This window comes from Aquabacter sediminis, from assembly GCF_028863665.1.
GTDB lineage: Bacteria > Pseudomonadota > Alphaproteobacteria > Rhizobiales > Xanthobacteraceae > L1I39.
Genome location: NZ_JARBFX010000004.1, coordinates 367,065 through 392,308, shown reverse-complemented (window position 1 = coordinate 392,308; position 25,244 = coordinate 367,065). Strand labels below are relative to the sequence as shown.

At 67.2% G+C, this 25,244-nt stretch carries 22 protein-coding genes; 16 read left to right on the top strand and 6 right to left on the bottom strand.

Annotated elements, in window-relative coordinates; all coding sequences use genetic code 11:
• The first annotated feature begins 2 nt into the window (after positions 1–2).
• The 6 genes from ntrB to PV781_RS10135 all read left to right on the top strand — a co-directional run bounded on the left by ntrB (position 3) and on the right by PV781_RS10135 (position 9,112).
• Complete coding sequence (ntrB, locus tag PV781_RS10160) at positions 3–902, top strand: nitrate ABC transporter permease (RefSeq protein ID WP_274775507.1); 900 nt, start codon at positions 3–5, stop codon at positions 900–902.
• 10 nt (positions 903–912) lie between these two features.
• Positions 913–1,707, top strand: a complete 795-nt coding sequence (locus tag PV781_RS10155) for an ABC transporter ATP-binding protein (protein WP_274775506.1) — start codon at positions 913–915, stop codon at positions 1,705–1,707.
• Positions 1,708–1,729: 22 nt separating this feature from the next.
• The gene (locus tag PV781_RS10150; RefSeq protein WP_274775505.1) at positions 1,730–2,938 is read left to right on the top strand and encodes an NAD(P)/FAD-dependent oxidoreductase; all 1,209 of its coding nucleotides are present in this window, start codon (positions 1,730–1,732) and stop codon (positions 2,936–2,938) included.
• 30 nt (positions 2,939–2,968) lie between these two features.
• Positions 2,969–4,735 (top strand): NirA family protein, encoded by a 1,767-nt coding sequence (locus PV781_RS10145; RefSeq protein ID WP_274775504.1) that lies wholly within the window; start codon positions 2,969–2,971, stop codon positions 4,733–4,735.
• Positions 4,732–6,333, top strand: a complete 1,602-nt coding sequence (locus tag PV781_RS10140) for a sulfite reductase subunit alpha (protein WP_274775503.1) — start codon at positions 4,732–4,734, stop codon at positions 6,331–6,333. The genes PV781_RS10145 and PV781_RS10140 overlap by 4 nt, the downstream gene beginning before the upstream one ends.
• 73 nt (positions 6,334–6,406) lie before the next feature.
• Positions 6,407–9,112 carry a nitrate reductase gene (locus PV781_RS10135; RefSeq protein ID WP_274775502.1) on the top strand — a complete coding sequence of 902 codons (2,706 nt, stop codon included), beginning with the start codon at positions 6,407–6,409 and terminating at the stop codon, positions 9,110–9,112.
• 18 nt (positions 9,113–9,130) lie between these two features.
• On the opposite strand, the gene PV781_RS10130 is transcribed toward PV781_RS10135, so the two are convergent.
• Positions 9,131–9,532: a gamma-butyrobetaine hydroxylase family protein gene (locus PV781_RS10130; RefSeq protein ID WP_274775501.1), complete on the bottom strand. Its 402-nt coding sequence runs from the start codon at positions 9,530–9,532 to the stop codon at positions 9,131–9,133.
• A 244-nt stretch (positions 9,533–9,776) separates the two neighbouring features.
• Here PV781_RS10130 and moaA point away from each other — a divergent pair, with 244 nt between their 5' ends.
• Together moaA and PV781_RS10120 are read left to right on the top strand one after the other, a co-directional pair.
• Complete coding sequence (gene moaA / locus PV781_RS10125; RefSeq protein ID WP_425532381.1) at positions 9,777–10,763, top strand: GTP 3',8-cyclase MoaA; 987 nt, start codon at positions 9,777–9,779, stop codon at positions 10,761–10,763.
• Between the two features lie 241 nt (positions 10,764–11,004).
• Positions 11,005–11,964 (top strand): DMT family transporter, encoded by a 960-nt coding sequence (locus PV781_RS10120; RefSeq protein ID WP_274775500.1) that lies wholly within the window; start codon positions 11,005–11,007, stop codon positions 11,962–11,964.
• A gap of 27 nt (positions 11,965–11,991) precedes the next feature.
• On the opposite strand, the gene PV781_RS10115 is transcribed toward PV781_RS10120, so the two are convergent.
• Positions 11,992–12,450: a MarR family winged helix-turn-helix transcriptional regulator gene (locus tag PV781_RS10115; RefSeq protein ID WP_274775499.1), complete on the bottom strand. Its 459-nt coding sequence runs from the start codon at positions 12,448–12,450 to the stop codon at positions 11,992–11,994.
• Between the two features lie 174 nt (positions 12,451–12,624).
• Here PV781_RS10115 and PV781_RS10110 point away from each other — a divergent pair, with 174 nt between their 5' ends.
• The 3 genes from PV781_RS10110 to PV781_RS10100 are packed head-to-tail and all read left to right on the top strand — an operon-like array spanning position 12,625 to position 15,157.
• A complete protein-coding gene (locus PV781_RS10110; RefSeq protein ID WP_274775498.1) occupies positions 12,625–13,095 on the top strand; it encodes a nuclear transport factor 2 family protein in 471 nt (156 codons plus the stop codon).
• On the top strand, positions 13,095–13,664 hold the full coding sequence (locus PV781_RS10105; protein WP_274775497.1) for a TetR/AcrR family transcriptional regulator: 570 nt from the start codon (positions 13,095–13,097) through the stop codon (positions 13,662–13,664). Before PV781_RS10110 ends, PV781_RS10105 begins: the two co-directional genes overlap by 1 nt.
• Positions 13,665–13,708: 44 nt before the next feature.
• The gene (locus PV781_RS10100; RefSeq protein WP_274775496.1) at positions 13,709–15,157 is read left to right on the top strand and encodes an FAD-binding oxidoreductase; all 1,449 of its coding nucleotides are present in this window, start codon (positions 13,709–13,711) and stop codon (positions 15,155–15,157) included.
• A 4-nt stretch (positions 15,158–15,161) separates the two neighbouring features.
• Here the strand turns inward: PV781_RS10100 and PV781_RS10095 are convergent, their stop codons facing one another.
• From PV781_RS10095 to PV781_RS10080, 4 genes are all read right to left on the bottom strand, one after another.
• Positions 15,162–16,382, bottom strand: coding sequence for an MFS transporter (locus PV781_RS10095; RefSeq protein ID WP_274775495.1), 1,221 nt, complete (start codon positions 16,380–16,382; stop codon positions 15,162–15,164).
• 154 nt (positions 16,383–16,536) lie between these two features.
• Positions 16,537–18,588 (bottom strand): SpoIIE family protein phosphatase, encoded by a 2,052-nt coding sequence (locus tag PV781_RS10090; RefSeq protein ID WP_274775494.1) that lies wholly within the window; start codon positions 18,586–18,588, stop codon positions 16,537–16,539.
• Positions 18,588–19,415: a hypothetical protein gene (locus PV781_RS10085; RefSeq protein ID WP_274775493.1), complete on the bottom strand. Its 828-nt coding sequence runs from the start codon at positions 19,413–19,415 to the stop codon at positions 18,588–18,590. Before PV781_RS10085 ends, PV781_RS10090 begins: the two co-directional genes overlap by 1 nt.
• The gene (locus PV781_RS10080) at positions 19,405–20,115 is read right to left on the bottom strand and encodes a hypothetical protein (RefSeq protein WP_274775492.1); all 711 of its coding nucleotides are present in this window, start codon (positions 20,113–20,115) and stop codon (positions 19,405–19,407) included. Before PV781_RS10080 ends, PV781_RS10085 begins: the two co-directional genes overlap by 11 nt.
• 201 nt (positions 20,116–20,316) lie before the next feature.
• Here PV781_RS10080 and PV781_RS10075 point away from each other — a divergent pair, with 201 nt between their 5' ends.
• Genes PV781_RS10075 through PV781_RS10055 form a run of 5 tightly spaced genes read left to right on the top strand, consistent with a single transcriptional unit; the run spans position 20,317 to position 25,133 of the window.
• Positions 20,317–20,970 carry a hypothetical protein gene (locus PV781_RS10075; protein ID WP_274775491.1) on the top strand — a complete coding sequence of 218 codons (654 nt, stop codon included), beginning with the start codon at positions 20,317–20,319 and terminating at the stop codon, positions 20,968–20,970.
• Positions 20,967–22,958, top strand: coding sequence for an MFS transporter (locus tag PV781_RS10070; RefSeq protein WP_274775490.1), 1,992 nt, complete (start codon positions 20,967–20,969; stop codon positions 22,956–22,958). The genes PV781_RS10075 and PV781_RS10070 overlap by 4 nt, the downstream gene beginning before the upstream one ends.
• On the top strand, positions 22,955–23,992 hold the full coding sequence (locus tag PV781_RS10065; protein ID WP_274775489.1) for an ABC transporter substrate-binding protein: 1,038 nt from the start codon (positions 22,955–22,957) through the stop codon (positions 23,990–23,992). Before PV781_RS10070 ends, PV781_RS10065 begins: the two co-directional genes overlap by 4 nt.
• Positions 23,992–24,690, top strand: a complete 699-nt coding sequence (locus PV781_RS10060) for a hypothetical protein (protein ID WP_274775488.1) — start codon at positions 23,992–23,994, stop codon at positions 24,688–24,690. Before PV781_RS10065 ends, PV781_RS10060 begins: the two co-directional genes overlap by 1 nt.
• Positions 24,687–25,133: an ATP-binding protein gene (locus PV781_RS10055; RefSeq protein ID WP_274775487.1), complete on the top strand. Its 447-nt coding sequence runs from the start codon at positions 24,687–24,689 to the stop codon at positions 25,131–25,133. The genes PV781_RS10060 and PV781_RS10055 overlap by 4 nt, the downstream gene beginning before the upstream one ends.
• The last annotated feature ends 111 nt before the right edge of the window (positions 25,134–25,244 follow it).

The following is a 25,244-nucleotide window of genomic DNA, read 5'->3' as shown; positions in this document are numbered from 1 at the left end:
AAATGACCACTCCCGCCCTCAAGCTGCACTCCACCGAGGCGGCCGTGCGCACGGCCCCTCCTGCCACCGTCCTGCCCATGTCGCCCCGACGCAAGCCCATCGCAGAGCGGATCGTACCGCTCCTGAAGGACGTCGCTGCCGTCCTCATTCCCCCGCTCCTGGTGGTGGCGCTCCTCGTGGGACTTTGGGAACTCCTGTGCAGCGCACCGGGCTCCGCCTTGCCGCCCCCCTCTTCAATCATCACCAATTCCTGGGAATTGATCTCCAACCCGTTCTATGACCGCGGCGGCCTCGATAAGGGCCTGTTCTGGCACATCCTCGCGTCCGTGCAGCGCGTGGCCATAGGCTATTCGCTGGCTGCCATTGTGGGCATCGGTCTTGGCACCCTCATCGGCCAGTCCACCTGGGCCATGCGGGGCCTCGACCCGCTCTTCCAGGTGCTGCGCACCGTGCCGCCCCTCGCCTGGCTGCCGCTGTCGCTGGCGGCTTTCCGCGATGGCCAGCCGGCAGCCGTGTTCGTGATCTTCATCACCGCCATCTGGCCCATCATCATCAATACGGCCGTCGGCATTCGCAATATCCCGCAAGATTATCGCAACGTGGCGGCCGTTCTGCGCCTCAACCCGCTGGAATTCTTCGCCAAGATCATGGTGCCGGCGGCCGCCCCCTACATCTTCACTGGGCTTCGCATCGGCATCGGCCTGTCCTGGCTCGCCATCATCGCAGCGGAGATGCTCATCGGCGGCGTCGGCATCGGATTTTTCATCTGGGATGCCTGGAACTCGTCGCTCATCGGCGACATCATCGTGGCGCTCATCTATGTGGGCATGGTTGGGTTCGTTCTGGACCGGATCATTGCCTCCATCGGCGCCTTCGTCACCCGCGGCACCGCCGCATCCTGAGGAGGCTGACATGGGCGCGTATCTCAAGCTCGACCATATCGACAAGACCTTCACCCGCGGCTCCGCCTCCACCAATGTCCTGAAGGACGTGACGCTGGAGATCGAGAAGGGTGAATTCGTCTCCATCATCGGCCATTCCGGCTGCGGCAAGTCCACCTTGCTCAACATCGTGGCCGGCCTCACCGACGCGACCACCGGTGGCGTGCTGCTGGAAGACCGGGAGGTCAATTCTCCCGGTCCCGACCGGGCCGTCGTGTTCCAGAACCACTCTCTGCTGCCCTGGCTCACGGTCTATGACAATGTCCGCCTCGCCGTGGACAAGGTCTTCTCCGGCACGCGCTCGCGGGCGGAGCGCCACGCATGGACCATGCACAATCTCGACCTGGTGCAGATGGCCCATGCCAAGGACAAGCGGCCGGCGGAAGTCTCGGGCGGCATGAAGCAGCGCGTGGGCATCGCCCGGGCGCTCTCCATGGAGCCGAAAGTCCTGTTGCTGGACGAGCCGTTCGGGGCGCTCGACGCGCTGACCCGCGCCCATCTGCAGGACAGCGTCATGCAGATCCATGCAGGCCTCGGCAACACCATCCTCATGATCACCCATGACGTGGACGAGGCGGTGCTGCTCTCCGACCGGATCGTGATGATGACCAACGGCCCCTCCGCCCGCATCGGGGAGGTGCTGGACGTCAACCTGGCGCGTCCGCGGCGGCGGCTCGACCTCGTCACCAACCCCACCTACCTCAAAGCCCGCGAGGCAGTGCTGAAATTCCTCCACGAGCGGCACCGCTTCGTGGAAGCAGCCTGATCCCCGCTCGGAACCGCACGCCATGAGCGCCCGCCTTCTCATCATCGGCAACGGCATGGCCGCCACGCGGCTGTGCGAGGAATTGCGTGCCCGTGATCCGGCCTGCCCGATGACGGTGGTGGGGGCGGAGCCGCATCCGGCCTACAACCGGGTGCTCCTCTCCGACGTGCTGGCCCGCAAGGTGGCGATGGAGGACCTGGCGCTGAAGCCCGCCGCCTGGTGGGAGCGCAACGCCATTGAGGTCATCCAGGGGGTCGCAGCCACCGGCATCGACAGGACCGGAAAGACGGTAACGCTGGCGGATGGGCAAGTGCTGCCCTATGGCCGGCTGGTGCTCGCCACCGGCTCGCATCCCATCCGTCTGCCCTTGCCCGGGGCGGACCTGCCGGGCGTGCTCACCTTCCGGGACCTGAAGGACGTGGAGCATCTCCTTGCCGCCGCGCGACCCGGCACCCGCGCGGTGGTCATTGGCGGGGGGCTTTTGGGGCTTGAGGCGGCGAGCGGACTTGCCGCCGCCGGCGCCGAGACCACCCTCGTCCACCTGATGGACCGGCTGATGGAGCGCCAGCTGGATCCCGCCGCCGCCGCCCTCCTGCGGGGGAGTCTGGAGGCGCGTGGCGTCAAAGTGCGCCTTGAGGCCGAAAGTGACCGGATCGAGGGCACGGATCATGTGACCGGCCTGCGCCTCAAGGATGGCACGCTCCTGCCCGCCGACCTGGTGGTGATGGCCTGCGGGGTGCGCCCCAATGCGGACCTTGCCCGGTCGGCGGGCCTCTCCTGCGGCCGTGGCGTGTTGGTCGGCGACCAGCTTGTCACAAGCGATGCCGACATCTTCGCGATCGGCGAATGCGCCGAGCATCGCGGCGCGGTCTACGGGCTGGTGGCGCCTGCCTATGAGCAGGCGCGCGCCCTTGCCGCCCGTCTGTGCGGGGAACGGGCGGCCTATGAAGGCAGCACCGTTTCCACCAACCTGAAGGTCTCCGGCGTCCATGTCTTCTCCGCCGGCGACATCACAGGCGGCCCGGGATGCGAGGACATCCTGCTCACCGATGCCGGCCGGGGCACCTATCGCCGCCTGATCCTGAAAGACGGGCGCCTCGTTGGAGCCGTGCTGTTCGGCGATACGTCAGACGGCCTCTTCTATCTCGACCTCATCACCCGTCACGCGCCCGTCGCCCATCTGCGTGCGGACCTTGCCTTCGGGCGGTCCGCGCTCGATCGGGCGGCCTGAGGCCGCTCCCCCTTTGCGAAAGACAGGCCCATGAGCGCCGACTTCACCATCGACCAGAAGCGCTATCTGGAAGGCTTCGTCTCCGGCGCGCAGGCCGCGCGCGTGATGAAAGGCGCCGCGCCCGCGCAGACGGCTCCTGCCGCCGAGACCACCGGCCCCGAGGCCGCCAGCCACCGCGCCATGGCCCGCACCGAGGCGGAGGGGCGCAAGCTGTGCCCGGAGGAGAAGGCCAAGCGCGAGGAACTGGGGCTCGACAGCTATCCCCGCATGAAGGAGGCAGCGGCCAAGGGCGAGTTCCCAAAGGGCCCTGACCTTCTGCGCTGGAAGTATCACGGCCTGTTCTATGTGGCTCCCGCCCAGGACAGCTTTATGTGCCGCCTGCGGATCCCCAACGGCACTCTCACCCATTGGCAGATGCGCGGCCTCGCCGACATCGCAGAGCGCCATGGTGGCGGCTATGCGGACGTGACCACGCGGGCCAATCTCCAGATCCGCGACATCCCCGCAACGGACGGTGTCATCCTCCTGGAAAAGCTCGTGGACCTCGGCCTGACCGCCAAGGGCTCGGGAGCGGACAACATCCGCAACGTCACCGGCACGCCTACCGCCGGCATCGATCCCCAGGAGCTTCTCGACACGCGCCCCTATGCCCGGGAATGGCATCACTACATCCTCAACACCCGCGAGATGTACGGGCTGCCGCGCAAGTTCAACGTCGCCTTTGACGGGGCCGGACGCATTGGTGCGCTGGAGGACACCAACGACATCGGCTTCCAGGCGGTGAAGGTGAAGGCCGGACATGGTGTCGAGGCCGGCGTGTGGTTCCGCCTCGCCTTGGGCGGCATCACCGGCCACAAGGACTTTGCGCGCGACACCGGCGTGGTGGTGCGGCCGGAAGAGGCCACCAAGGTGGCCGCCGCCATCGTGCGTGTCTTCATCGACAGCGGCGACCGCACCGACCGCAAGAAGGCTCGGCTGAAATATGTGCTCGATGCCTGGGGTTTCGAGAAATTCCTGAAGGCCGTGGAGACAAAGCTCGGGAGCCCCTTCACCCGCCTTCCCACCGAAGCCATCCTCCCGCGCCCCGAGACAGACCGGCTGGCGCATCTGGGTGTCCACCCGCAGAAGCAGGCGGGGCTCAACTGGATCGGCGTCGGCCTGCCAGTGGGACGGGTGACGGTGGAACAGATGCGCGGCCTCGCCGACCTCGCCGCCTCCCATGGGGATGGCGACCTGCGCCTCACAGTTTGGCAGAATGTCATCCTGTCCGGCGTGCCGGACGGGCGCGTGAACGAGGCGAAGTCCCGCATCCATGCGCTCGGCCTTTCGGCGGAGGCGGACCCGCTCCAAGCCGGCATCGTCGCCTGCACCGGGTCGCGCGGCTGCAAGTTCGGAAATGCGGATACGAAGGGAACAGCCCGCGCCATCGCCGACCATTGCGGCGGACGGGTGAACCTGGACGGTCCCGTGAACATCCACGTCACCGGCTGCCACAATTCCTGCGCCCAGCATTATATCGGCGATATCGGCCTCATCGGCGCGCGGGTTGCCATCAATGACGAGGGCGACACAGTGGATGGCTTCCACCTGCTGGTGGGCGGCGGCTTCGGCAGCGCGGCAGCGATCGCCGACGAGCTCTATCGCGATGTGAAGGCGCAGGACGTACCCGCCACCGTGGAACGGCTGCTGGCCGCCTATCTCGCCCATCGCATCGGCACCGAGACCTTCGCGGACTTCACCCGGCGCACGGGCGCCGAAGCCCTGAAACGCCTGGTCGATGCGGAGCTTGTGGCATGACCGTGCAGACCCGCCCCCCCTTCGTGCCCTTCCTGCCGGAAAGCGCGCCTTTCTCGGACGAGCAGCGGGCCTGGCTGAACGGCTTCTTCGCCGGCATTTTCTCGGCTGACGCCCCGTCGGGCGCCACCGCCCTGTCCCCGGCCGAGGGCGCCGCCCTCATGCCCGCCCCGGCGGAGGAGGATGACGGCGCGCCCTGGCATGATGCCGCCATGCCACTGGCCGAGCGCATGAAGCTCGCCGAGGGGCGCCCGCTCGCCCGCCGCATGATGGCGGCCATGGCGCAGCAGGATTGCGGCCAGTGCGGCTACATCTGCGAGACCTATTCCAAGGCCCTGGCGGAGGGCACCGAGACTGCCCTCAACCTCTGCGCACCCGGCGGCAAGGACACGCTGCGCATGCTCAAGCAGCTCGCAGCCGAGACAGAGGCCGCGCCCGTCGCCGCCGCCCCCACAACTGCGAAGCCGGCGTCGGCGCCAGTCATCGCCGCCGTCGGCACGCGGGATAATCCGGGCGAGGTGATCTTCCTGGGCCGCACGCGTCTCAACAAGGCCGGGTCGGAGAAGGAGACCTGGCATATCGACTTCGACCTGGAGGGTTCCGGCATCGACTATCGGGCCGGCGACAGCTTCGGCCTGTTTCCCCAGAATGATCCGGCTCTGGTGGAAGCGGTCATCGCCGCCCTTCATGCGCCCGCCGACTTTCCCATCGGCGAGAAGACGCTGGCGGAAGTGCTGTTGCGCGAGGTGAGCCTCGGCGCGGCGCCCGATCCGCTCTTCACCCTCATCTCCTATGTCACGGGCGGCGCTCGCAAGGCGCTCGCCAAGGCACTGGCGGCGGGGGAAGACCCGGACGGCGATGCCGCGAGCCTCGACGTGCTGGCGGCGCTGGAAAAGTTTCCCGGCATCCGGCCGGATCCGGAAGCCTTCATCGAGAGCCTCGATCCGCTTCAGCCGCGCCTTTACTCCATCTCCTCCAGCCCCGCCGCGACCCCGGGGCGCCTGTCTCTGACCGTGGATGCGGTGCGCTACGCCATCGGCGCGCGCACGCGCCTTGGGGTGTGCTCCACTTTTCTCGGCGGCCGCGTGGCGCCGGGCGCGCGCCTGAAGGCCTATGTGCAGAAGGCGCATGGCTTCGGGCTGCCCGACGATGCCAGCCGTCCCGTCATCATGGTCGGCCCGGGCACCGGCATCGCGCCTTTCCGCGCCTTCCTGCATGAGCGCATGGCCACGGGCGCGCCCGGCAAGAACTGGCTGTTCTTCGGCCACCAGCGCCGCGACACCGACTTCTTCTATGAGGACGAGCTGTCCGGCCTCCAGGCCAAGGGCGTGCTGACCAAACTCGACCTTGCCTGGTCCCGCGATGGCGGCGCCAAGGTCTATGTGCAGGACAAGATCCGCGCGGCTGGCCCGGAGCTTTGGGCCTGGCTGAACGAGGACGCGCACTTCTATGTCTGCGGCGATGCCAAGCGCATGGCCAAGGACGTGGAAAAGGCAATCATTGACGTGGCCAGCACGGAAGGCGGACTGTCTGCGGACCAGGCGGTGGCCTTCCTGGCCGACCTGAAGAAAGCCGGCCGCTACCAGGCCGACGTCTATTGAGGGGACGCGGCATGGGCAGCGTGGGAGAATGGGCTGCGCTCAGCACAGCCTCGGGCAGGAGCGGGGTGAGCCGATGAACGCGCCGGTCCAGAACCCCACAGCCGTGCACACCACCTGCCCCTATTGCGGAGTAGGTTGTGGCGTGGTGGCCACCCCGGAGCCAGCCGGCACGGTGCACATCGCGGGCGACGCCGCCCATCCCGCCAATTTCGGGCGGCTCTGCTCCAAGGGCGCGGCGCTGGGTGAAACGGTGGGCTACGGAACACGGCTCCTGGAGCCGATGATGCGCATTGGGAGCGATGCCCTCGCGCCGGTCTCCTGGGATCACGCCCTCGACCATGTGGCCCAAGGCCTGCGGGACACGCTGGAGCGCCACGGGCCGCAGGCCATTGCCTTCTATCTGTCCGGCCAGTTGCTGACCGAGGACTATTACGCCGCCAACAAGCTGGCCAAGGGCTTCCTCGGCACGGCCAATGTGGACACCAATTCGCGCCTGTGCATGGCCTCCTCCGTCGCCGGCCACAAGCGGGCCTTCGGCTCCGATACCGTGCCCGGCAGCTATGAGGATCTGGACGAGGCGGACCTCATCATCCTCACCGGGTCCAACACCGCGTGGTGCCATCCTGTCCTGTTCCGCCGCATGGTGGCGGCACGCCAGCGGCGCGGCACCAAACTGGTGGTGATCGACCCCCGCCGCACCGCCACGGGAGAGGAGGCGGACCTTTTCCTGCCCATCGCCCATGGCACCGACACGGCGCTGTTCAGCGGCCTCCTGGTGCATCTGGCCGAGTTGGGTGCGCTGGATGAAAGCTACATCGCCGACCATACCAGCGGCTTTGCGACCGCGCTGGAACAGGCCCGCCGCATCGCTCCAAGCCTTGCCGCCACCGCCTCCGCGACCGGCCTGCCCGAGGCGGACGTGGCTCGCTTCTTCGCCCTGTTTGCGACGACCGAGCGGACGGTGACCTGCTATTCCCAAGGCGTGAACCAGTCGGCCCAGGGCACCGACAAGGTGAACGCCATCCTGAATTGCCATCTGGCCACCGGACGCATCGGGCGGCCGGGCATGGGGCCCTTCTCGCTCACCGGCCAGCCCAATGCCATGGGCGGGCGCGAGGTGGGCGGGCTCGCCAACCAGTTGGCCGCCCATATGGGCTTTTCGCCAGAAGAGGTGGACCGGGTGCGCCGTTTCTGGGATGCGCCCGCCATGGCGCAGAAAGAGGGCCTCAAAGCGGTCGACATGTTCGCCGCCATCGGGCGCGGAGAGATCAGGGCGCTCTGGGTCATGGGCACCAATCCCGCCGTCAGCCTGCCGCGCGCCGGAGCGGTGCGCTCGGCGCTCGCCAATCTCGACCTCTTCGTCGTCTCCGACAATGTGCGCCACACCGACACCATCGCCAGCGGCGCTCACGTCCTGTTGCCCGCCGCCGCCTGGGGCGAGAAGGACGGGACGGTCACCAATTCCGAACGCCGCATCTCCCGCCAGCGGCCTTTCCTGCCCCGCCCCGCCAGCGTAAAGCCCGATTGGTGGGCCATTGCGGAAGTGGCAAAGCGCCTGGGCCGTGGCGGCGCCTTCGCCTGGCGCGGGCCGGGGGACATTTTCCGCGAGCATGCCACCCTGTCCGGCTTCGAGAATGGGGGCAGCCGCGACTTCGATATTTCCGGTCTCGCCGATCTTTCCGACGCGGCCTATGAGGCCCTCGCCCCGGTGCAATGGCCGGTTCGACCGGGTGCGCAGCGGGGACGGCCGCGGCTGTTTGGCGACGGCGGCTTCTTCACGCCGGACCGCAAGGCCCGTTTCGTGTCCCCCGCTTTGCCACGGGCGGCCACGCCCACGGCGGACTTCCCGCTCCTGCTCAATACAGGCCGCATCCGCGACCAGTGGCACACCATGACGCGGACGGGCTTGAGCCCCCGCCTTGCCCGGCATATCCCTGCCCCGTTCGTCGCGGTGAACCCGAGGGACGCGGCGCACGTGGGGCTGGAGGATGGAGGTCTCGCGCGACTGACCACCGCGCACGGGACGGTGCGACTTCAGGTGCGCGTGGATGACGGGCAGAGCCCTGGGACGGTCTTCGCACCCATACATTGGAGCGGCGCCAATTGCTCGGACGGCCGCGTCGGCCCCCTGGTGCAAGACGACACAGACCCCTTCTCCGGGCAGCCGGACATGAAGGCGACACCTGTCGGCCTCACCCCCCTGCCCTCACCTCAGGAGGCGTTTATTCTCTCCCGGACCTCGCTGGATTTGCCGCCGGGGAGTTTCTGGTCACGGGGCGCGCTTGCGGGCGGGTACGGCTGGAAGGTGCTCGCCGATCTGGACATCAACGTCTGGAAGGCATTCGGGCGGCCTCTCCTCGCGGGGCGCGAGTACGCCGAGTTGGAGGATCGCGCAGGCGGACATTACCGCCTCGCCGCATTCGAGCCGGATGGAAGCCTCGCCTTGGTCCTCATGGCAGGCCCGCGCGGCAGCGTGCCGGGATGGGACATCCTGATCCGCCTGTTCGAGCATGGTCCTGTGGGCGACGCGGACCGCAAGGTGATCCTGTCCGGCCGACATGGCGACGGGGCGGAAGCCGGCGGCCCCTTGGTGTGCGCCTGTTTTGGGGTCGGCGCAGGGCCCATCTGCGCGGCCATCGCAGGCGGGGCGACCACGCCCGAGGCGGTCGGCACCCGCCTGAAGGCCGGCACCAATTGCGGTTCCTGCCTCCCGGAAATCCGGCGCCTCATCGGCGAGGCCGCTGCGCCGGCGGACACTATGCTTGCCCCCGTCGCGTGACGCGGGCGAACGGTCGGATCACCCCCGGCTCAGCCCCTTCTCCTTCAACGCGTCCAAATAGGCGGCGAAGCGCGTCTCCTGCTCAAGACCGAGCGTATAGAGCAGCACCCAGCTGTAGAGGCCGGTGGAATGGCTGTCATCGAACACGATGCGAACCGCATAGCTGCCCACGGGGTGAAGCTCTGCAATGCGGACCATGCGCTTGCCGGGGACGGTCACCTTCTCGTGAGGCGCGTGCCCCTGGACCTCGGCAGACGGGCTTTCCACCCGCAAATATTCCGCCGGCAAGGTGAAGCTGGCCCCATCCTCGAAGGTCACGACCAAAGCGTGCTTGTCCTGGGCCAAGCGCAATTCGCTGGGCCATGGGTCTGCGGGCACGGACGGGGAAGGCGGCATCTGGCCGGCGGGCTGATCGGACATGGGCTATTCCCCCGATGAAGATGCTTCGGACCGGCGCGCCAGCCCCGCACTGATGATGTGGTGATAGACGCCCGCGCACCGAAGCCTCAAGCCCGATCGCACGCCAGCCCCTACCCTTTCCGCTCAGGCATACGATATAACGGGGTCAAGACCGCACAAAACCAGAGAGGAACGGTCAGTGACGCGGATGGCACGGGACCTGAGTGACCGGAGCGGTGGCGCGAGCACCTCATTGGGTCCGCTGATGGATACGTTCGGCCGAACGGTCAGCTATCTCCGCGTGTCGGTCACGGACCGCTGCGATTTTCGCTGCGTCTATTGCATGGCCGAGCACATGACCTTCCTGCCCAAGCAGGATCTGCTCTCCCTTGAGGAACTGGATCGGCTCTGCTCCGCCTTCGTGGAGCGCGGGGTCCGCAAGCTGCGCCTCACCGGCGGCGAGCCCCTGGTGCGACGGGACGTGATGACCCTCTTCCGTGCCCTCTCCCGGCACCTGGAGAGCGGCAAGCTTGAAGAATTGACCCTGACCACCAACGGCTCCCAGCTCGCCCGCTATGCGGCGGATCTGGCCGCCTGCGGAGTGCGGCGGGTGAATGTGTCCATCGACACCCTGGACGCGGCGAAGTTCCGTGAGGTGACCCGCTGGGGTGACCTGGGCAAGGTTCTGGACGGCATCAAGGCGGCCAAGGCCGCGGGCATCCACGTGAAGATCAATGCCGTGGCCCTGCGCGACGTGAACGAGCACGAAATCACCAGCCTGATGGAATGGTGCCATGGCGAAGGCCATGACCTCTCCCTTATCGAGGTGATGCCGCTCGGCGAAGTGGGGGCGGAGCGGGTGGATCAATACCTGCCGCTATCCGAGGTCCGCGCGAAGCTCGAGGAGCGCTTCACACTGGAGGACATCCCCTATCGCACCGGGGGGCCTGCCCGCTATGTTGAGGTGAAGGAGACCGGGGGTCGGCTCGGTTTCATCACGCCGCTCACCCACAATTTCTGCGAGGGGTGCAACCGGGTGCGCATCACCTGCACGGGCACCCTTTATATGTGCCTCGGCCAGGAGGATGCGGCGGACCTCAGGGCGCCTCTGCGGGCGTCGCCTGACGACAGCCTGCTACACACGGCCATCGACGCCGCCATCTTCCGCAAGCCCAAGGGCCATGATTTCGTCATCGACCGAGCCACCCGCTCCCCGGCAGTGCACCGGCACATGAGCACCACCGGCGGCTAGGTTCTACCTCTCCCAAGCTTGACGACTTTCTCCGTATCCCCAAAGGCTTAACTGCCCGTTCGGGATTGCGGCGCCGGCATGGCGGACCCATGCCGCAGGCGACGGGCTGGGGACCGCGACCAGCCTTTTCCGCAACGGCGCCAAGCCGCCAAATCGGTTAGAAAGCGCCATCGGCTTCTCGCGCGGCGCCGGGCTTTGGCCCGCGCCCCAATCTGAGCGTAGGCCGCGAGGAGACGTTCCGGTGGCTTTCAGTCCTGTCATGCGCGGCATCGTGGCGATGATCACGTCCATGGTGCTGTTCATGGGCAACGATACCTTCATGAAGCTCGCCACCGCCAAGCTGCCGGTGGCCGAAGTCATCGGCATTCGCTCCATCATGGCGGGCGCGCTTCTGTTCGCCTTGCTGGTGGTCACCGGCGACATCCGGAACGTGCGCCATGCATTTGGACGGAAGGTCGCCATCCGCTCCGCGCTCGATTCCGCCACCACCTATACCTACGTGGTGGCCTTGGCCGTGCTGCCGATCGCCACTTCCACCACCATCTACATGGCCGCGCCGCTCATCACCACGGCCCTCGCGGTGCCCATGTTGGGTGAGAACGTCTCCTTCAAGCGCTGGTGCGCGATCATCGTGGGCTTTGCGGGCGCGGTGATCGTCACCCATCCCGATCCCAGCACATTCGACATGCTGGCCCTGCTGCCCCTGCTGGCGGCCTTGTTCGGCTCCATCCGAGACATCGGCACGCGCTCCATCGCGGCCGCCGTGCCGGCCACAGTCATCTCCTTTTCCAGCTCCGTGGTGCTTTCGGTCACCGGGCTGCTGTTTGCCATCATGCATCCTTGGACGTGGCCAGACCTGACCTCGCTCCTCTACATGGCGGGGTCCGGCATCTGCTATGCGGCCGGGACGCTCTGCCTCGTCTACGCCTTCCGCAATGCGCCCGTGCGGGCCGTCTCGCCACTGCGTTACGTGCTGGTGCCTCTGGCACTGGTGGTGGGCTATTTCGTCTTCGGCCACACGCCGGATGGCTGGGCGAGCGTGGGGGCGGTCCTGGTGGTGGGCGCTGGCCTCTATTCCATCCACCAGGAGGCCGTGCGGGGACGGGCCGAGAACCGTGCGGCACGCGCCTTGAGTGAGGCGGCTGCCTCCGGCTGCGGCACGCCGCTCGCCAGCGCCATTACGCGCGCACCGCCGCGCTGACACGCACCCTCGGGCGGCGACGGCGCGTCAGCCGCGGCTCCCTTCATTGGGGCCGGCCTCGCCGAGTGTCTCACGCAACGCCACCAGCTCGTCCTTCAGCCGAACCAGATCCTCCATCTTGCCCCCCGTGGCGGCGAAGATGCAGGGCGGCACATCGGCCGCCTTGGCGCGAAGGGCACGCCCCGCGTCCGTGAGGCTGACCCGCACCACCCGCTCGTCCCTGGCATCGCGGAAGCGGTTCACCAGCCCGTTCGCCTCCAGGCGCTTCAGGAGCGGCGTTAGCGTGGACGATTCCAGGAACAGCCGCTCGCCGATCTCGCCCACGGTCTGTCCATCCTTCTCCCACAGGACGACCATGGCCAGATATTGCGGATAGGTCAGGCCCAGTTCGTCCAGCAGCGGCTTGTAGACGCGGTTGAAAGCGTGGTTCGCGGAATAGACGGCAAAGCAGAGAAAGTCCGCCAGGCGCAAGTGATCATCGGCCATCCGGCCATTCCTCATTCAGATGCGGCCCCCTGAGAGTTTGCCGCCTTCCCCAATATAGGTCGTACGCGATCGACCTGCCAGAGCTGGGGGCGGCAAGCCCAGCAGACGCTGCCCCTTGACAGGGCCATCCGCGAATGTACCATTTGGTACAGAAAAGTCTTATTGGTACGGAGAATGCCCATGTCTCGCCCTCCCCTCCCGCCATTCACGTTCGAAACGGCACGTCAGAAGGTCCAAATGGCAGAGGATGCCTGGAACCATCAGGACCCGGTGAGGGTCTCGCTGGCCTATACCGAGGACAGCATCTGGCGGAACCGCTCCGAGTTTCTGGCCGGGCGCGACGCGATCGTCACCTTCCTGGCCGGCAAGTGGGCGAAGGAGCTCGACTATCGCCTCATCAAGGAATTGTGGGCGTTCCACGACAACCGCATTGCCGTGCGTTTCCAGTACGAGTACCGCACGGCGGAAGGCGCCTGGTTCCGCGCCTATGGCAATGAGAATTGGGAGTTTGACGAAGCCGGCTTGATGCGGTGGCGGCAGGCGAGCATCAATGATGTCCCGATCTCGGCCGAAGAGCGCAAGTTCCTGTGGCCCAAGGGCCCCCGCCCCGCCGACCATCCCGGCCTCACCGAACTTGGACTTTGATGGCGCGCACCGTCCATGAGCGTTCCGACGTGCTTCCCCTCCTCGGCGAGGTATTCCGGGAGCACGGCTATGAAGGCGCCAGCCTGTCCGTGATTTCGGCGCGGACAGGACTTGGCAAGGGAAGCCTCTATCATTTCTTCCCCGGCGGGAAAGAGGAGATGGCGCAGGCCGTGCTCGCCCATATTGACGCCTGGTTCGAGACCGAAATCTATGCGCCGCTGCGGAGCGATCCGGACCCAGACGCAGCCATCGCCCATATGATTCGGGGCGTGGATGCCTATTTCCGATCCGGCAACCGGGTGTGCCTGGTGGGTGTCTTCGCCCTGGTGGAAGCGCGCGATCGGTTTGCGGCGGCGGTGAAGGACTATTTCGTGCGCTGGACCGCGGCGCTCGCTGACGCCCTCGTGCGGGCCGGCCGCCCGGCCGATGCCGCCTCTGCGGACGCAGAAGAGGCTGTCCTGGCGATCCAGGGCGCGCTGGTGCTGGCGCGGGCATTGGACGAGCCGGATGTGTTCCGCCGCACGATGGCGCGCCTCGCCGTTCGCCTTGGCGTGGAAGGGACCCCTTAAGGTTCCGCTTGCGATGGGCAGGTCCCTGATCCAGTCTCCCGCCCATGTCGAGCCACGCCCCCGCCCCCCTTCATCTCCCCGCCGAAATCACCGCCCCCGTTCTCGAGCGCATCGCAGCCCGTATCGGCGCGCGCCACGTGATCGTGGAAGCCGCCGAGATGGCGCCCTATCTGATGGAAGACCGTGGCCTGTTCCGGGGTGTCGCGCCGGCCGTGCTCCGCCCGGGAAGCACCGAGGAGGTGGCCTTCTGCGTCGCGGCCTGCGCCGAGGCGGGCATTCCCATGGTGCCGCAGGGCGGCAATACCGGGCTCGTGGGCGGGCAGGTACCGCTGGGCGGCATGGTGATCTCGCTCCAGCGGCTCGACCGCATCCGTCGGCTGGATGCCAGCGACTATACCCTCACTGCGGAAGCGGGCTGCACGCTGCATGCCGTCCAGCAGGCTGCCGCGGAAGCCGGGTGTCTCTTTCCCCTGTCCATCGCCTCCGAGGGGTCCTGCCGCATCGGCGGCAATCTCGCCTCCAATGCCGGCGGCACCGCCGTGCTGCGCTATGGCAATACGCGCGAGCTGACGCTGGGCCTGGAAGTGGTGCTGGCAAACGGCGACGTCTGGAACGGCCTCTCCCGGCTGCGCAAGGACAATACGGGCTACGACCTGAAAGACCTGTTCATCGGCTCGGAAGGAACCCTGGGTCTCATCACCGCCGCCGTGCTGCGCCTCTATCCCAAGCCGCGCCAGCGGGCGACGGTGCTCGCCGGCGTCCCCGATCCCCATCTGGTGCTGCGCCTGTTCGAGCGCGTGCGGTCCGAGGCGGCGGATGCCCTCACGGGCTTCGAGATGATCCCCGCCTTCGGCATGGAGACGGTGCTGCGCCACATGCCCGGCATGGTGCGCGCGCTCCAGGGCACGCATCCCTTCTATGCCCTCATCGAGCTCACCTCCCCCCGCGCCCGCGACGACCTTTCCGGCCTTGCGGAGGCCGTGCTGGGCGATGCCCTGGAGGCCGGCGAAATCGAGGATGCGGTGATTGCCGCCAGCGAAAGCCAGGCCGACGGGCTCTGGGCGCTGCGGGAGAATATGTCGGAGGCGCAGAAATTCGAGGGCGGCTCCATCAAGCACGATGTATCGGTGCCCGTCTCCTGCGTCGCCGATTTCGTCGTGGAGGCGAGCCGGCGGTGCGAGGCGCACATGCCCGGCGTGCGGGTCTGCGCCTTCGGCCATGTGGGCGACGGCAACATTCACTTCAATCTCAGCCAGCCGGTGGGCATGGACAAGGCCGCCTTCCTCGCCTCCTGGGAGGGGTTCAACCGCATCGTGCACGATCTGGTGGCGCAGATGGACGGCTCCATCTCCGCCGAGCACGGCATCGGCCTGCTTAAGCGTGAGGAGTTGGTGCGCTACAAGGACAAGGTGGCGCTCGACCTCATGGCGCGCCTGAAGGCCGCGATCGACCCACGCGGGCTGCTCAATCCCGGAAAGGTGCTGATGGGCTGACCCGTCAGGACCGCCGCTGGCGCCCACCCACGCCCAGCACGGCCAGGATGCAGAAGGCAAGCGGCACGGAGGCCGCGAGGAACACCGCCTGGTTCATATGGTGGTCGAGCAGCACGCCATAGATCAGCGGCCCCAGCAGCGAGCCTATGTCGAACCCGGAATAGACCACGCCGAACACCTTGCCCGTGGCCCCGACCGGCGCGGCCCGGCGCACCAGCACGTCCCGCGACGGCATGGTGAGGCCGAAGAACAGGCCGATGCCCGAAATCAGAGCCACCGTCATCCAGGTGGGATGTACCGCCATCCCGATGCTGGCGCAGGTCACTGTTGCCAGCGCCAATCCCGCCATCGCCACCCGATGGTGATGTGTCGCCCGGTCAGCCAGCACGCCGCCGATGGAGACGCCGACAATGGTTGCGAGCTGATAGCAGCCGATCGCCAGAGCCGCGAGGGAGGCGGAGAAGCCATAGCCTTCCTGCAAGGCGGTGATCGAAAAGGACTGCACCCCCACCAGCGCCATGGCCGAGGACAGGAAGTACAGGAAGGCCAGAAGCACCACGGGCGTCATCAGCACGTGGGCGAAGCTGATGGCGGGAAGTCCATCCGGATGGGCGGCCGCGCGCGCCGCGTGGGTCTGTGTCTTCAGCAGCGGGCGCGCCAGCAGCAGGCCGCAGGCGATGGTCAGGCAGGTCAGGCCCAGGATCATGAGGGCCGTGCGCCAGCCGAACATGAGCGCCAGGAAGCCGGAGGCGATGGGGGAGACGGCAAAGCCGAGATTGCCCGCGATCACATGCGCCGCAAACGCCCGTCCCAGACGCTCGGAGCGGACCCGATGGCTGAGAATGGAAAGGTCGGCCGGGTGATAGACGCTGTTGCCGAGGCCGGCGAGAGCCGCGAGCGGCAGCATGGCTGCATAGGAGGGCGCAAGTCCCAGACCGGCCATGGAAGCGGACTGGAGCACCATGCCGGCGATCAGCAGCCGGTCGGCGCCGAACCGGTCCACGAGCACCCCCGCCAGCACCTGTCCGGTTCCCGAGAACAGGTAGAACACCGAGAGCAGCAGGCCGAGATCCGTGAAGGAGACGTTGAGGTCGCTGCGCATGCCGATGAAGAGCGGCGCCAGGGCGAGCTGCAGGACGTGGCTGACGAAATGGGCGGTCCCGACGGCCGAGATGGTCGCGATCTCGCGCTCGGGCACGGCGGCTGAAGGGGCAGCAAGGCTCACGCGTCTCTCCCGGGTGCCGCCTGCTTGGGACGTCACCCTTATTCCGGCACGGGCACACGTTTCACGGCCGCAGCCGGCTGGCGAGGCGACCGCTTACCCGGTCCTGGGCGCACCATTGGATTCCATCCCTTCTAGCCCACCGCGCGCCGCGCTTCTAATGCGTAATGCGCGGACCATGCCCGCCGAAATAGCGGAGCGTGAGCAAGGTGATGTCGTCGGCCTGGGGGGCGCCGCGCTCGAAGGCGCGGATGGAGGCGAGCACGTCGTTTTCCACCTGCGGCACCGGCCGCTCGTGAATCCCGGAGGCGAGCAGAGCTTCCAGGCGCTTCTCGCCATACGGCTCGTCGTCAATGTCGAACGCCTCGGTCACGCCGTCGGTGAAGAGGACCAGGGTATCCCCCGGCTCCAACTGGATCTCACGCTCGGCATAGACGAAGCCTTCCATCACCGCCACCGCCATGCCCTTGGTGGTGGGCAGCGCCTCAACCTTGCCCTCCCGGGAGATGCGATAGGGCGGATTGTGGCCGGCATTCACATAGGTGCAGCGGCCGGTGTCCAGGTCGATGACGCCATAGAACAGCGTCACGAACAGCATCTGGTCGTTCTCCACCGCCAGGAGGTCATTGAGGCGGCGCACGCTGCTGGAAGGGGAGCGCTCAAACATGGCAGTCGAGCGCAACAAGGTGCGCGAAATGGCCATGAAGAGCGCCGCGGGAACCCCCTTGCCCGAGACGTCTGCCACCACGAAGCCGAGCGTTGAGCGGTCGATGAAGAAATAATCGTAGAAGTCTCCGCCCACCTCGCGAGCCGGGGTCATATGGCCGTCCACCATCACGCGGGGATCGGGGGGAAACTCCTTGGGCAGGATGGCGAGTTGCACTTGCCGGGCGATTTCCAGCTCTTGCTGCAGGCCAGCCAGCTTGGTCTTGGTGATCAGGGCTTCGCGCAGTTCCACCACCATGGAGGACAGGCGCGTATATTGCTCGACGATGCGCCGGGACAAATCGTGCAGCACCCGCGCCACCCGGCGGAGCTCGTCGTCGCCCTCGCTCGCCTCGGGACGGGCGAGCAAAGCCAGGACTTCTTCCCGGTCGGTGGGATCGATGGCGTCGGCCAGGGCCTTCAATTCGGTGGAGATCACCGCCTCCTGCCGACGGCGCACACGCTCGCGCTGACGGCGGCTTTCGGTGAGGGCCTGGGCATTGGCCCGCAAGCCCACCACCGCCTGGGCGATCCGGCCGATCTCATCGGCCCCGGTGCGGTCGAGGGTGACCGACGTGTCGCCCCGGGAGAGCGCCTGGAGCACCTCAATGGCATTTTCAAGCGGACGGAAGCTGTACCAGAGGAAGGTGTAAAGGCCGATAAGGCCGAACACCACCAGCGCCAGGCTTATGAAGATGGCGGTGCGGCGCAAGAGGGATTGCGCTTCCCATTCTGCGGTCTCGTCCTTCAGGCTGACCACCGCCCCGACGATGGAGCCGGCCAGGTCGTCCACCGGGATGGTGGTCATGGAATAGGTGCGCGGTCCCAGCACCACCTGCTCGTAAAGCGGGACACGGGGCGAAACGGCAAGATCGGCTTGCCGCCAGAAGACCTCGTCGGAGGTGTCCACCGTGCGCCCACGCAGCGACACCAAGGTGGCGACGGCACCGAGACTGGAGGCGAAACGGTTCACCGCCACCCGCGCGTCGCGCGCAAGCACCACCACCACGCTCCCTCGACCGGGCAGGGTAAGCGTGCGCGAGGCGACCACGAGGATCTCGGTTGCGGAGACCGACCGAAGACCGCCGACAGCGCGGCCGGACAGCGCCCGATCAAGGGCGCCCGCATCCAGAATGCCACGTCCGAAGGCATCGCCGAGGCTGAAGGTAACGTCCCGCCGCTGGTCTACCACCTCGAGCGCGAGGTTGGGGATATCCTCCTCGTAACCCAGCTCCTTCAGCTCCTGGAGCACCCGCTCACGGTCGCCCACGCCCAACGCCCCCATGGCAAAGGAGGAGGCTTCCATTTCGGCGAGGATCTGATCGAGATCGGAGACCTGGGCCTCGACAATCTCCGTCCAAAGCGAGCCTTGAAGGGAAATGGCGATCTGCGAGGAGCGGCCATGCTCCAGTCGGTCGCGCACGAAGCTGGCAACGAGGAAGGCGAGGCACAGCGATACGAAGCCGATGCCCACCAGGAGGGTGATGCGTGTTCTCAGCAACATCACACGCCTCCCGGCGTTTCACTCTTGGCATCCGGCCGCGCGAGCACCTTGCGTCGCACCCGCTCCACCTCGGGGCGCAGCCGGCCATCGAAATCAACGGTCAGGATTTCTTCCGCGTAGGCCTGCACCGAGGCCTGCCGCTCCAGGATACGCCGGGCCCCGGCGCGCAAGGCGAGGAAGGCGGCCCCCACAGCCCCGAAACTGAAAATCGCGGGGGGCGGACCAAGGTCATAATCCCCTGACGCGGTCTTACCCAGCATGGCGACAAGCCGAGAACGGGAGCGGGCAAGGCTGGCGCCCGCGAAGACCGCCGCGACGCCCGCCCCCACGATGGCGCACGCCAGCACAGCAAGGACAGCATCGCGGTTAAGATCGGCGAAGGCGTATGAGAGCGTGGTGGGGGTGGTCACCACGTCCACCTGTCCCATCTGAATGGCATCCACCTGAATGGGCATGGAAACGGTGTCCGTGCCAACACCAGGGCCGACGGCGCTCCTCAATTCCCGCCCGTCAGGCCCGCGCAGGACGATGCGTGTCAGGCCGGGTGTGCGCGAGAGGGTCTCGTCCAGATAGGCTTCCACGCCGGGCAGCAGCTTCAGGGGAATTCCGTATCGCGCCGCCTTCTCGAACTGGGACGCCAAAGCCCGGGCGACTGTGGTGCCGATCAGCGTGGCATCCCGCCGAGCCTCATTCTCGACCCGCTGACGGAAGCTCGTCACGATCAGGGCAGCGGCCATCCCGCCCACCAGGAGCGTGACCAGGAAAACGAACACGGCACAGGTGAGGCGATCGCGGCCCGTGGGGGGCGATTGCGGGTCAGTGCGCATCGTCCAGCTCCTGCAATTCCCGCATGCCGCTTTCCGCACGCGCGTCCGCCTTCTCCCAGACCTTGCGGGTTCGCAGGGCCAGGGCCTCCAGCCGCCAGCCGCGATGGGGGCGTATGTCCTCCCCCCGCAGGATTCGGGCAACGCGGGCGAAGGGACGGGTCATCACATAGGCGCAGCTCATGGCCGCCAGCACGCCCACCAGGCAAGCGGCTGCGGTGATGAGGGCGGAATGGGTCGCCAATGCAAACCCGAGGGTCTGTACCCGCTGGACCCGGGTGGAATCGGAAACCGTAACCGCAATGCCCCCCGCCAGCCCCAGATCGCCATCGAAGTGGGTGCCGAAAATCGTCTCCCGCCGTCCCTCCAGGTGCCAGATGCCATCCTGTTTCAGCCTTGCCAGCCAGGACTTATCCACCGCCTCACCGATGGTCCCCCGATCGGTGGAATAGATGAACCGCCCTTGCGCGCTAAAGATGTCGATGGCCACGATGGAAGGATCGTTCACCTTCTCCCGCTCAATGCGCGATTGCAGCAGCGACACCTGGTCCAACGTAAGGCCAATGGACAGGTTTGCCTCCGTGGCGCTGCGCAGCGTGCCGAGGAGATGGGAGACACGGGCCGTCTCGATTTCCTCGCCCACCTTGCTGCCCGCAAAATAGGCTGCGCCAGCCACCGTCACCAGCGCGACGAGGAGCGTCAAAAAGGTCACTAAGACGAGCCGACTGACAAACGCCATGAAGAACAAATGCTGTTTTGTGTAGCGCGCGGGACGTTACCCCCCCGGGCCGTTGCAAACCAGACCCAAACTGAGCAGAATCGAAAATACCGAACGCGTTGATACGCTTCCCTGCCCTCTCGAGCCGCCTGACGAACGCGCGGCGACGTCACCCAGCGAGCCGTCATGACCCGTACGACCGTGGGCCTGATTACGCTGTTTGCTCTGATCGCGGCGGTTTGCGTGGCGTTCGGTGCCTACTTCTCCTTCATCACGCTGCAGAATGCCCATCGTCAGGCAGTGGAGGCGCGCTTTGCCATCACGGCGGAGCGCATCGCCCAGACGGCGCAGGTGGCGGAGGCGCTGGGCATCGCCCTGCCCACCCAGGAGACCCTGACCGCCGTGCTGCGCCGCGAGCAGCGCCTCGACGCCGTGATTCGCTCCATTGACGTGGTGGACCGCAAAGGTCAGGTGCTGTTCAGCAGCGCGGCTGACCGGGTGGGCACCTCGGAGCCCCGGAGACCGACTGATTCGGTATCCGCCGGCATCGAGAACGATCTGGCGGCGCTGATCGGACAGGTTGTCGTGCGCTATGACCCGCACGCTCTGGAGGCAGGGGCGAAAGCGCTCTCAGAGGATCTGTGGCGCATTGCCATTCCGACCTTGGCAGGGGCGGGGATTGCCACGTTGCTGATCGGCCTCCTCTTGGCCTTTGGGCTGAAGCGGGCGGTGCGCCGGGCCTGGGATCCCGGCTCCTGGCCGCCGGCCGCCCTCTCGGCGCGCGCCGCCGCCGATGCCGCCCATGCCGCTCTCGTCACGCCGGAGGCCTCTCGGTCATGATCGGGCTCCGGGCCGGCATTTCCATCGCCATTTCCGTGGTGCTGTGCGCCGCCCTTGCCGTCATCGGCTGGGGCGCGCAACAGGCCGCATCACGCACGATCGTGCCTGCCATTACGGAAAAGGCCGAGTCGGTGAGCCGATCCGCGGCCGCCTTGGTGGAAAGCGCCTTGCGCGCCGGCATTCCCATCGACCAGTTGGTGGGGGTGCAGGCCTATTTCGACGACCTACGCACGCGAAATCCCGAACTGGCGGATATCCGCCTGACCGCCATCGGCGGCCATCTGGTGGGAGCGTCCGGCGCACCTCCTGACACGCAGGACCCGCCCCGCGTGCTGGCCGCCATCACGGCGACCACCGGAGCCCCGCTCGGCACCCTCGCCATCACCATCGATCCGGGCGTCGTGGCCCAGCGCGTGAACGCCGTTCTCGTGGACGTGGCCTTTATCGGCATCGTCTCCCTTCTGGTGGCGCTGGAACTGGTGGCCCTGGTGGTGGGCAGCCGGGGTGTCGAGGCGCTCTCCGCCATCGAGGCGCGGGTGCGCGCCCTGGCACGTGGCCGGCTCTGGCTGCATGAGGCGCGCCAGGATGCTTCCGCGCCATTGGTCGGACCCATCGACCGGGAGGTTCAGCTCCTGCACCAGCGGCATGCCCGCGCCCGCGCCGAAGCGGTTCGCCGGGGCGATGAAGAGGCGGTCGCCGCGCTCGACGCCATGGCCGCGCGCACCGGCCTCGGCATCGTCCACCCCGGTGAGAACCACGCCGCCACCGTCATCCGCCCGGCCCTGTTCCTGTTCATGATGGCGGAGGAGCTGACCCGCCCTTTCCTCCCCCGCCTGGTGCAAGGGATGATCCCGCCCGATTCCAGCCTGAAGCTGGATGTGGCCGTGTCCTTGCCCATCGTGGTCTTTATGGCAGGCGTGGCCCTGTGCCAATTGCCGTTCGCGGTCGCCTCCGAGCGCCTCGGCCGGCGGCGCGGCTTCGTGCTGGGCGCGGTGATCGCCGCCTGCGCCTATGCGGCGTCGGGACTGGCGGAGAATTATTACGTCTTCCTGGCGACGCGCCTGGCCTCCGCCATCGGCTATGCTCTCGTCTTCGTGTCGGCGCAGGGGCATGTGATCGACCATTCCCGCCCCGCCGAGCGCACGGCGGGCCTCGCCATGTTCGTGCGGGCCATCATGGTCGCGGGCCTGTGTGGCCCCCCCATAGGAGGGGTGATCGCCGACCGCCTGGGCGGCCATGCGGCGCTCATGGCCTCTGCGCTGCTGGCCGCCATCGCCCTTCTGGTCGCTTTCTTCACCTTGCCGCGCTCGGAGCCGCGCAAGGATGCGGCCGGCGTCGGACTGGCGGACCTCGCAGCCGCCTTTCGCGCCCCGCGCCTCGCCCCGCTGCTGTTCGGGTGCGCGCTGCCCGCCAAGTTCCTGCTGGTGGCGGTCTGCTTCTACCTGGTGCCAGTGGAGTTGCAGCGGCAAGGCTACAGCTCGGCGGCCGTGGGACGGCTGCAGATGATCTATCCCATCCTCATGGTGTTCGCCGTGCCGATCTTCGCGGCGCTCGCGGAGCGGCTCGATGCCCGCGCGGGCTTCGTCGCCATGGGCGGACTGGTGGCCGGGGCGGGCACGCTCCTCCTGCTGCTGGGCACTTCGCCGCTGACTGTGGCGGCGGTGCTCGCGCTGCTGGGGCTCGGCCAGGCCATGTCCATCGCGCCGCAATCGGCCCTGGTGGCGGACAGTGCCCGCCATATGCCCGGCGGCGGATCGGCGGGCGTGCTCGGCCTGTTCCGCCTCATCGAGCGCAGCGGCAATGCGGCGGGGCCGGCGGCGGCCGGTTTCCTGCTGGCGGTGGCGGGATTTGCTTCCGCAACGGCGCTGATCGGGGTATTCGTGATGTCGGGGGCGCTCGTCTTTGCTCTGTCCGGTCGCCAGACCCGGTCCCGGACCGGCGCGGCCAGCGGCCCGCAAGACGTATCACCAGAAGGTAGTCCGTTGTGATCGATCGGCGTTCGCTCCTTTCGCTGGGCCTTGGCGCGGGCGCCGCAGGCGCGCTGGGCGGGATCTCACGGGCCACGGCCCAGACCTCGGGCGCCTCGAGCTCCGGGGATCCCTCCTTCCGCATCCTGATGCTCACCTTCCGCGGCGAGACAGACGTGGAGCGGGGCTTCCGCTATTTCTTCGAGGCCGCGGGGGTGAAGGCGGACTTCCTCACCCGCGACGTGGAGCGCGACGCTTCCCGCGTGAAGGGGATTCTCGCGGAGACGCTGCCTACCTTTAAGCCCGACCTCATCTATACCTACGGCACGCCCAACACCCTGGCCGTGGCCGGCCCCTATGATGCCGCCGACGGCTCCAGCTTCGTGCACGACATTCCCGTGGTGTTCGCCCTGGTGGCGGCGCCCGTGCCCACAAAGATTGCGCCCTCCGTCGCGTCTTCCGGGCGCAATGTGACGGGCGCCGTCCATGTGGTGCCGACCGACGTGCAGATGCGCGCGATGCAGACCTACAAGTCGTTCTCCAAGGTGGGCGTCATCTATTCGCCCAACGAGAGCAACTCGGTGGTCATCGTCAACGAGATGAAGGCCTTCTGCGACAGCATCGGCGCCGAGCTGTTCGCCCAGCCGCTTAACATGGCCGGCTCGCGCCCCACCGGGGATGGCGTCGAGCAGTTCGTGCGGGACATGCGCAACAAGGGCGCGGACTGGCTCTATTTGCCGCCCGATACCTTCCTTGCAACAATCTTCAATCGGATCGCGCCGGTGGCCATCGACGTGGGACTGCCCACGTTCGGTTCCACCGAGTTCTTCCTGCGCGAAGGCGACGGCCTGGTGGGCCTCGTCTCGCGCTATTATTCGGTCGGGCAGCTGGCCGCTTCCAAGGCGGTGCAGATCCTGGTGGAAAAGAGGGCGCCCAAGGACATTCCCATCGAGACGCTGAAGCGCTTCGCCCTGATCATCAACATGAAGGTCGCAAAGCGCCTCAGCGTCTATCCGCCCATCGTGATGCTCAACTATGCCGAGGTGATCGCCTGATGCGGGCGGCGCTGGTGGAGACGGCGGACAGTGCCCTGCACTGGCGCGAGCTGGGTCCGGACGACATCGAGGCCGTGGAAGCGCTGCATCGCCTGGCCGTGGGTCCGGTGGTGCGGCCCGACATCGTCAAGCCGGAGAGCCGCTCCTATTTCGAAAGCATCCTGGCGGGACGCGGCCGCGTGATCGGCGGTTTCGACCAAACCCAGGCAGACGCCGAGCATTGCCTGGTTGCCTACGGCATCCTCCAGCACGAGCATGCGCCCAAGGACAATTGGGAGATGGACCTGAACGTCGCCCCCGGCACCGCCACCGGGCGCTTGGCGGGCGCCTCCGTGGCCCCGGCCTTTCGCGGGCGCGGGCTTCAGCGCGCCACCATCGCGGCGCGCGTCGCCATGGCGCCCCGCGCCATGCTGCTGTTCTCCACCGCTGCCCCCATCAACACGCCGAGCTGGGCCAGCCTGCTGGCGGAAGGCTTCCCCATCCATGGCCTCGTCCGCCGCTATGGCGGCTACGCGCGCTACCTGATGGTGCGCGACCACAGTCTTCATGACAGCGAGCAGGCGATTTCGGTGGACCCAACCGATATTGCAGCGCAGCTTGCCTTGTTCGAGAAGGGATGGCACGGCTTTGCACGCACCCGCCTGCCCTCCGGCTTGCCGGGCATCCTGTTCGCGCCCCCGATCGGTCGGCATCCATGATGGTCAGCGGTTCGCAGCTCCCCACCGACACGTTGCCCATCACTGCGGACGTGGAGGAGATTCCCAAGGTGAGCGAGTGGCTGGAGACGCTCGCCGAACGCGACGACCTGCCGATGAACGTCCTGTTCGGGCTGCAGCTCAGCGTTGAGGAGGCTTTGGCGAACGTCATCGATCACGGCTTTCCAGATCATAGTCACCGCGCTGTCATACGGCTCGAATACCAGAAGCTGGATGATCGTCGTTTCCTGGTTCGGATCATCGACAACGGCGTGGCGTTCGATCCCACCGCCGTCGTCTCTCCGGACATGGCGGAGAGTGTCGAGGACGCAGAAATCGGTGGTCATGGCGTCCGCCTCATGCGGCACTTCCTCGAGGCCATCAGCTATGAGCGCAAGGGCGACGAAAACCATCTGCTTCTGGTTGCCAGCACCAAGGCTGCCTAGCACCCTTCAGCTTTTCATGGCCTCCCTGAAGGGCTCTATCTCTTTGTTGTCACGCTTTTCCTTCACGCGAACCGGGTCCCGCTTCGCTCGGAAATGCTCTAGCCGCTGCCC

Excerpts from the sequence above, each read along its gene's own strand:
- ntrB (WP_274775507.1), top strand. The coding sequence starts at position 3 with ATGACCACTCCCGCCCTCAAGCTGCACTCCACCGAGGCGGCCGTGCGC.
- PV781_RS10155 (WP_274775506.1), top strand. The coding sequence starts at position 913 with ATGGGCGCGTATCTCAAGCTCGACCATATCGACAAGACCTTCACCCGC.
- PV781_RS10150 (WP_274775505.1), top strand. The coding sequence starts at position 1,730 with ATGAGCGCCCGCCTTCTCATCATCGGCAACGGCATGGCCGCCACGCGG.
- PV781_RS10145 (WP_274775504.1), top strand. The coding sequence starts at position 2,969 with ATGAGCGCCGACTTCACCATCGACCAGAAGCGCTATCTGGAAGGCTTC.
- PV781_RS10140 (WP_274775503.1), top strand. The coding sequence starts at position 4,732 with ATGACCGTGCAGACCCGCCCCCCCTTCGTGCCCTTCCTGCCGGAAAGC.
- PV781_RS10135 (WP_274775502.1), top strand. The coding sequence starts at position 6,407 with ATGAACGCGCCGGTCCAGAACCCCACAGCCGTGCACACCACCTGCCCC.
- PV781_RS10130 (WP_274775501.1), bottom strand. The coding sequence starts at position 9,532 with ATGTCCGATCAGCCCGCCGGCCAGATGCCGCCTTCCCCGTCCGTGCCC.
- moaA (WP_425532381.1), top strand. The coding sequence starts at position 9,777 with ATGGATACGTTCGGCCGAACGGTCAGCTATCTCCGCGTGTCGGTCACG.
- PV781_RS10115 (WP_274775499.1), bottom strand. The coding sequence starts at position 12,450 with ATGGCCGATGATCACTTGCGCCTGGCGGACTTTCTCTGCTTTGCCGTC.
- PV781_RS10110 (WP_274775498.1), top strand. The coding sequence starts at position 12,625 with ATGCCCATGTCTCGCCCTCCCCTCCCGCCATTCACGTTCGAAACGGCA.
- PV781_RS10105 (WP_274775497.1), top strand. The coding sequence starts at position 13,095 with ATGGCGCGCACCGTCCATGAGCGTTCCGACGTGCTTCCCCTCCTCGGC.
- PV781_RS10100 (WP_274775496.1), top strand. The coding sequence starts at position 13,709 with ATGTCGAGCCACGCCCCCGCCCCCCTTCATCTCCCCGCCGAAATCACC.
- PV781_RS10090 (WP_274775494.1), bottom strand. The coding sequence starts at position 18,588 with ATGTTGCTGAGAACACGCATCACCCTCCTGGTGGGCATCGGCTTCGTA.
- PV781_RS10085 (WP_274775493.1), bottom strand. The coding sequence starts at position 19,415 with ATGCGCACTGACCCGCAATCGCCCCCCACGGGCCGCGATCGCCTCACC.
- PV781_RS10075 (WP_274775491.1), top strand. The coding sequence starts at position 20,317 with ATGACCCGTACGACCGTGGGCCTGATTACGCTGTTTGCTCTGATCGCG.
- PV781_RS10070 (WP_274775490.1), top strand. The coding sequence starts at position 20,967 with ATGATCGGGCTCCGGGCCGGCATTTCCATCGCCATTTCCGTGGTGCTG.
- PV781_RS10060 (WP_274775488.1), top strand. The coding sequence starts at position 23,992 with ATGCGGGCGGCGCTGGTGGAGACGGCGGACAGTGCCCTGCACTGGCGC.
- PV781_RS10055 (WP_274775487.1), top strand. The coding sequence starts at position 24,687 with ATGATGGTCAGCGGTTCGCAGCTCCCCACCGACACGTTGCCCATCACT.